The organism is Nocardia sp. NPDC058480, from assembly GCF_042720495.1.
In the GTDB taxonomy this organism is placed as follows: Bacteria; Actinomycetota; Actinomycetes; order Mycobacteriales; family Mycobacteriaceae; genus Nocardia.
On sequence record NZ_JBHXMN010000018.1, the window covers coordinates 119,257 to 125,825 of the forward strand.

Genomic DNA, 6,569 nt, shown 5'->3' on the forward strand with positions numbered 1-6,569 from the left:
AAATCATCAATCTCAGTGACTCGAAAATATCATTATCCGCTATTAGATATTTACTCTGGATAGTTAATTTCGGAAAGGTTTTCTATATCGTCGCAGAATGGCTTTGCCCGCAATTCTCCCGAATCCTGAATAGGTGATCGATCCGATCTCGCGGCGTAGCGCGGCGCGCTGCGTATCCTGGTCACGTGATCTCCGCAGGCCTCGTGGCGGTGATCGAATCCCGTTGGAGCGGAGGGTAGTTCGTGATCAGTGCGCAGTTCGGTTCATCGCGGGAGTCGGGCGAACAGGAGATCCTGGATCGGGTGGCCGAACTGGCGGTGGGCTTTGCCGCCGACGCGGCCGGCTACGACGAGCGGGCCGAGATCCCGGTCGAGGAGTTGACCGCGCTGCATGACGCGCAGGTCGATCGGGCGGTGCTGCCTCGACGCCTGGGTGGGCTCGGATTGAGCTATCAGTCGTTCGGGACACTGGTCCGGATTCTGGCGAAGGCTGATCCGTCCACCGCGACGATCTGGGTGATGCACGCGGGTGCGGGCGTCGCGTTGGCGGAGTTGACCGGCGACTCGGCGGGGTCGTTCTTCGCCGAGGAGTTCCTCGCGGGTAAACGGTTCGCCAACGCATTGTCCGAACCGGGCAGCGGGAACCGCTTTCTGCAGCCGCAGCAGGTGGCCGAACCTGTGGTGGGCGGCTGGTCGCTCAGCGGTGCGAAACGGTTTGTCTCCGGTAGTGAGATCGCGGACTACTTACTGGTGAACGCGCTGGTCTCGGGGGCGCCGACGTTCTTCGGGGTGATACCGGACGAGTCCGTATCGATCATCCCCATCTGGGACACCCTCGGATTGCGCGCGACCCGCAGCCAACTGCTGGCCTTCGACAACACCGTATTGCGTGCCGAATACCGAGGTCGCGCACCGGGACCGGGTGATTTCGCGGTGATCCCGGCCGGGCTGCCCGCCATCTCCCTCGGCATCGCCGACGCGGCGCTCGGCGCGTTGGTCGCGCACGCGCGGTCGCGGATCATCCTGGGTAATCCGCTGGCCGACCAACAGTGGGTGCAGCACGAGGTCGCCGACGTGCAGATCCGGCTCGCCGCCGCGCACGCCCTCTATGACCAGGGTCTGCGCGAAGCCGACAGTGCGAGCCCTGCCTTCTTCTCCACCCTGTCGCGGGCGAAGTATCTGGCGAACAAGGTGGCCGTGGATGTCGCCCAGCTGGGTGTGCGTGTGGGTGGAGCTTCGGGCTATCTGCGCGGGTCGCCGATCCAGCGACACCTGCGCGACGCCGAGGCAGGGCAACTCATGGCGTACTCGACCGAGGTACTGGCCGGCGAGATCGGCCGGGAGGTGCTCGGCGCCGATACGCCACCGACGAGTCCTTGATCGCCTCAGCGACAACCGTAGCGGGGGAGTCGTTCAGCGCGATCAGCCGGTCGTTCGGGCTGCGCCTTCAACGGCGGCTGCGGGTGTTCCGGGCACGAGGATCTGGTTGATGATCGCCACGGCCTTGGTCAGGAGGGTGATCTCATCGGCCGAGAGCTTGGACAGCTGTTCGGTCAACCATTCCTCTCGTGGCAGGGCCTTGTCGGCGATGAAGGCCAAACCGGTCGGCGAAGCCGCGACGATGATCTGGCGGCCGTCGGTCGGATGCGGACTGCGATCGATGAGGTTCGTTTCGGCGAGCCTGGCGATGACCCGGGTCATCGTCGGCGGCCGTACGCCTTCCCTGGCAGCCAAGGTTCCTGGTGTCGTCGCGCCTTCTCTGACCAGTGCGGACAGCGCCGAAAGCTGCGACAGGGAGATGTGCGGGTCTGCCCGACGGCGGCGCAGACGGCGAGCGAGCCGCACCGCGGATACGGAAAGCACATCGGCGAGAGCGCGGACATCCGGCACTTGCGTGATCATATTGCTGAACTTTACGAACAAAATCCCCGGAGTGCGAGGCAATCCGGCAACGGGCGCATCTGCTGGAACGTCATCGACCGGTCGCTGTCGGGTCGGCGGGGTGCGAAATCGACCGGTCTGCCGCACCGAACTGACTCTGAGCCCGTTCGGTCCGATCGGCCCGATCATTCTGGAACGTGTTCTAGTCTGGAATCCAGCCAGTGTCGGCTCTGCGCGGCCCGCCGCGCGGCGAGGATCAGCTAGGGGCGCATGTGACGTATCGGGTAGTGCAGTGGGCGACCGGCGGCGTCGGGAAATCGGCGATCGCGGCCATCGCCCGACATCCAGAACTCGAACTCGTCGGCTGCTGGGTCCATTCCGCGGCCAAGGACGGGCGTGATGTCGGCGAACTCCTCGGCGGCGAGCCGATGGGGGTCGTGGCCACCACCGACGCCGCGGCGCTGTGCGAGCTCGAGGCGGACTGCGTCGTGTACTCGCCGCTTCTTCCGGACAAGCAGCAGGTTCTCGCGCTGCTGCGGTCCGGGAAGAACGTGGTGACACCGATGGGCTGGTTCCGGCCGACCGACCGCGACGCCGATCTCGCGCTCGCCGCACGGGAGGCGGGGGTGACGTTGCACGGCACCGGCATCGGGCCAGGAGGCATCACCGATCTGTTCCCACTCGCGCTGTCGGTAATGACCTCGGCGGTGACTTTCGTTCGGGCAGAAGAGTTCTCGGACATGCGCGACTACGAAGCGCCCGACGTCTTGCGACACATCATGCGGTTCGGCGCCACGCCAGAGCACGCCAGGTCCGGCCCGATGCTCAAGATTCTCGGCGGCGGTTTCATTCAATCGCTGCGACTGATCCTCGACGGAATGGGGTTCGATACCGAGGCGGAGATCGTCACCACGCACGAGGTCGCGGTCGCGACGGCGGGCATCGACAGTCCGATCGGGATCATCGAGCCGGGGGAGGTGGCGGCGCAGCGGTTCCAGTGGGAAGCGGTGATCGGTGGCGTGGCCGTCGCGCGGATCGCGGTCAACTGGTTGATGGGCGAGGAGAACCTCGATCCGCCATGGACTTTGGGGTCGGCGGGCGAACGCTACGAAGTGGCGGTCGAGGGTAGCCCCAGTGCGCTGATGACCTTCACCGGATTCAACTCCGGCACGCCGGGGGAAACCACCCCGGGCATCGTCGCCACCGCCAATCATCTGGTGAATTCGATCCCCTACGTGTGCCGCGCCGAGCCGGGCATCGAAACCTACCTCGACCTGCCGTTGATGACCGGTCGAGCGCACCCGGACTTCGCCACCCGCAAGTGATTTCCCGAGTTCGGCATTCAGATCGGAGACGTCGATATTCACCGACGAACAGTTTCGTGCAGTGCACTGCCGTTGACCGCTACCACTTCAATGCCGATCATCTGATGTACGAAGGCGAAACGCTCTACGACCTGCTCGATGCCGTGCAGCTGGCGGGGATCGCGCCGGGCCCCTCGTCGCGGTCGTTCTCGTGGCTGATGCGCGGTGCGAGTCTGGCGACCCGTGTCATGCCGCGATGGGGCGGCGCGTCTCGATAGTCGGGCTGCGGGGGTCAGGCTCGCAGCAGCGCGGCTTGGACCAGGCGCAATCGCTCCACGTCACCGCGGAAACCGGCCACCGCGTCGTTGTAGAGGAACGCTTCCCAGAGCCGGACCAGGGCGTAGGCGAGGGTGGCGCGCTCGATGGGCGGACGGTAGCCCTGCTCCTCGGCGCGGGCGATGAGCTGATCGACGATCGCGACGGCGGCCTGGTGGACGTGGCCGTCGCTGCGGGTGATCAGGCGCAGGGCGGCGGTGGACTCGTTGTCGAAATAGGTGCGCAGCGAATCGTCTTCGACCAGCCAGTAGATGGTGCGATCGAGGATGTCGTTGAGCCGTTCGCCGCCGGTGACAGTGCTGTTGCGCTCGGCGTGGGCGATCATGCGCTCGAGTTGGGTGGCGATGGCCGCGCCGAGGAGGCCGTCGCGCGATCCGAACCAGCGATAGATGCTGGTCCGGCCCAGGCCGAGGTGGGCGGCGATGGCGTTCACGTCGACCCGCTTACCGGCCAGAAATACCTCGATCGCGGCCTTCAGCACATCCTCGCGGCTGGCCGCGGCCGGTCGTCCCGGCGCTCTGGTTCCCTCGACTCGCGTCACATCGCTCAGCATAGGGGCTGCTCGTCGGCTGCTATTTGAAACATATGGACCTCTGTGTAACATACTCGCCATGCAATTGGCACTGACCGAGGACGAGCTCGCCTTCCGCGACGAGCTGCGTGCCTTCTTCCGGCGCGAAATCCCCGCCGACATCCGCAATCGAGCCAGGCACATGGCCGATCTCAGCAAAGACGACATCGTCACCACCCAGCGCATCCTCAACGCGCACGGGCTGGCGGTGCCGCACTGGCCCGCCGCCTGGGGCGGCCGCGACTGGACTCCCGTGCAGCGCCACATCTGGCACGACGAAATGCAGCTCGCCTCGGTGCCGGAACCACTCACGTTCAACACCAACATGATCGGGCCGGTGATCGCCCAGTTCGGTTCCGAAGAGCTCAAGCAACGCTTCCTGCCCGCCACCGCGAACCTCGACATCTGGTGGTGCCAGGGCTTCTCCGAGCCCGATGCCGGGTCCGACCTGGCCTCGCTGCGCACCGTCGCCGTGCGCGACGGCGACGATTACGTGATCAACGGCCAGAAGACCTGGACCACCGCCGCCCAGAGCGCGGACTGGATGTTCTGCCTGGCCCGCACCGACCCGTCCGCACCCAAGAAGCAGGCCGGCATCTCGATGCTGCTGTTCCCCATGGATTCTCCCGGGGTGACGGTGCGCCCGATCGAACTGATCGACGGCGGTTTCGAGGTCAACGAGGTGTTCCTGGAGAACGTGCGGGTACCGGCGAACCAGCTGGTCGGCCAGGAGAACCAGGGCTGGACCTACGCCAAGTTCCTGCTCGGCAACGAACGCACCGGCATCGCCGCGGTCGGTCAGACCAAGGTGCGGCTGTGGCTGGCCAAGGAATACGCCAAGCAGACCCTGCTCGACAGCGGCACCCTGCTCGACGACGCGGTTTTCGCCACCCGGATCGCCGAACTCGAAAACGAGTTGCTCGCACTGGAACTCGTGCAGCTGCGGGTGGTCGCGGGCACCACCGACGGGACCCCGGACCCGGTCTCCTCGATTCTGAAACTGCGTGGCACCGAACTGCAGCAGGCGGTCACCGAACTGCTCGTCGACATCGCGGGCTCCGATTCGCTCGCCCGCGAAGGCGACACCGCCGACTGGGCGCGGCGCAGCACCGCCACCTATCTCAATTACCGCAAGACATCGATCTACGGAGGATCCAGCGAAGTGCAGCGCAGCATCATCGCCTCGACGATCCTCGGATTGTGAGACACCGCCATGGATTTCGAACTCACCACCGAACAGAACATGCTGCGCGACACCGTGCGCAGCGTGCTCTCGCGCCACTACACCCATGAACACCGCGCCGAGGTCATCGCAGGCGAACCCGGCTGGGACCCCCAGGTGTGGGCCACCTTCGCCGAGATCGGGCTGCTAGGGCTGACCATTTCCGCCGATGATGGCGGCATGGACGCCGGGCCCATCGAGACGATGCTGATCATGGAGGAACTCGGCCGCGCACTGGCCGCGGAACCGGTACTGGACTGCGCGCTGCTGCCGGGCGCGATCATCAGCAAGGCCGGGTCGGCTGTTCAGCGCAAAGAGCTGCTGCCCCGGATCGCCGAGGGCGCACTGCGACTGGCCTTCGCCCACGCCGAGCCGGGTGTGCGCCGACCGTCGACGACGGTCGATACCCGCGCCGTGCGCGAGGGCGACACCTGGCAGCTCACCGGACGCAAACACCCTGTGCCCTACGGTGATTGCGCCGAACAGCTCATCGTCAGCGCCGCGCTGCCCGAGGGCGGAACCGGTCTGTTCCTCGTCGACCCCAGCGCGACGGGTGTGACCAGGACAGGTTTCCGCACCCACGACGGTCGGCGCGGTGCCGACATCACCTTCGCCGACGCGCCCGCCGAACCGCTCGGCACACCGGTCGACACCTCCGCCGTCATCGCCGAGATCACCGTTACCACCCAGGCCGCGCTCGGCGCCGAGGCGGTCGGTGCGATGGCCGAAGCGCTGCGGCTCACCACCGAGTACCTCTCGACCCGTAAGCAATTCGGTGTCGCGCTGCGCAGTTTCCAGACGCTTACCCATCGGGCCGCCGACATGTACGTTTCGCTGGAACTGGCTCGCAGCATGAACCTGTACGCGTCGATGTCGCTGGCCGACGGCACCGCCGATCCGATTGTCGCCGCTCGCGCGAAACTGCGAATCGGTCGCTCCGGCAGGCACATCGGGCAGGAGGCCATCCAGATGCACGGCGGTATCGGGATGACCGCCGAGTATCCGGTCGGGCACTACACCGCCCGCCTCACCGCGATCGAGCACACCCTCGGCGACTCCGGTGATCACCTGCGCTACCTCACGGGGCGCCTCGGCGAGCACCAGATGGTCGATATCTGAGGCAGGGGCGCGGGGGGGGGGGAGGGCCCCCCCCCCCCCCCCCCCCCCCCCCCCCCGCGGGGGGGGGCCCCCACAAAAAAAAACTAGGCAAACCGAGTGACCCGCCGGGTGAAAAAAAGATTGAGCGGGGAGTTTTT

General features: G+C 66.2%; 7 protein-coding genes. 5 read left to right on the forward strand and 2 right to left on the reverse strand.

Features of this window, described 5'->3' with window-relative positions:
• Window positions 1-242 precede the first annotated feature (242 nt).
• Entirely contained in the window at window positions 243-1,379 is a 1,137-nt protein-coding gene (locus ACFWO8_RS29295; protein WP_378969132.1) for an acyl-CoA dehydrogenase family protein, read from the forward strand.
• 42 nt (window positions 1,380-1,421) lie between these two features.
• Here ACFWO8_RS29295 and ACFWO8_RS29300 read toward each other — a convergent pair whose 3' ends face one another.
• Window positions 1,422-1,901, reverse strand: coding sequence for a MarR family transcriptional regulator (locus tag ACFWO8_RS29300; RefSeq protein ID WP_378969194.1), 480 nt, complete (start codon window positions 1,899-1,901; stop codon window positions 1,422-1,424).
• A 251-nt stretch (window positions 1,902-2,152) separates the two neighbouring features.
• Here ACFWO8_RS29300 and ACFWO8_RS29305 point away from each other — a divergent pair, with 251 nt between their 5' ends.
• Window positions 2,153-3,205, forward strand: a complete 1,053-nt coding sequence (locus ACFWO8_RS29305) for a dihydrodipicolinate reductase (protein ID WP_378969138.1) — start codon at window positions 2,153-2,155, stop codon at window positions 3,203-3,205.
• 56 nt (window positions 3,206-3,261) lie between these two features.
• Window positions 3,262-3,462, forward strand: a complete 201-nt coding sequence (locus ACFWO8_RS29310) for a hypothetical protein (RefSeq protein ID WP_378969144.1) — start codon at window positions 3,262-3,264, stop codon at window positions 3,460-3,462.
• 14 nt (window positions 3,463-3,476) lie between these two features.
• On the opposite strand, the gene ACFWO8_RS29315 is transcribed toward ACFWO8_RS29310, so the two are convergent.
• A complete protein-coding gene (locus tag ACFWO8_RS29315; RefSeq protein WP_378969149.1) occupies window positions 3,477-4,061 on the reverse strand; it encodes a QsdR family transcriptional regulator in 585 nt (194 codons plus the stop codon).
• A gap of 70 nt (window positions 4,062-4,131) precedes the next feature.
• On the opposite strand from ACFWO8_RS29315, the gene ACFWO8_RS29320 reads away from it, so the two are divergent.
• Complete coding sequence (locus ACFWO8_RS29320; protein ID WP_378969156.1) at window positions 4,132-5,295, forward strand: acyl-CoA dehydrogenase family protein; 1,164 nt, start codon at window positions 4,132-4,134, stop codon at window positions 5,293-5,295.
• A 9-nt stretch (window positions 5,296-5,304) separates the two neighbouring features.
• Entirely contained in the window at window positions 5,305-6,432 is a 1,128-nt protein-coding gene (locus ACFWO8_RS29325) for an acyl-CoA dehydrogenase family protein (protein ID WP_378969169.1), read from the forward strand.
• Window positions 6,433-6,569 lie beyond the last annotated feature (137 nt).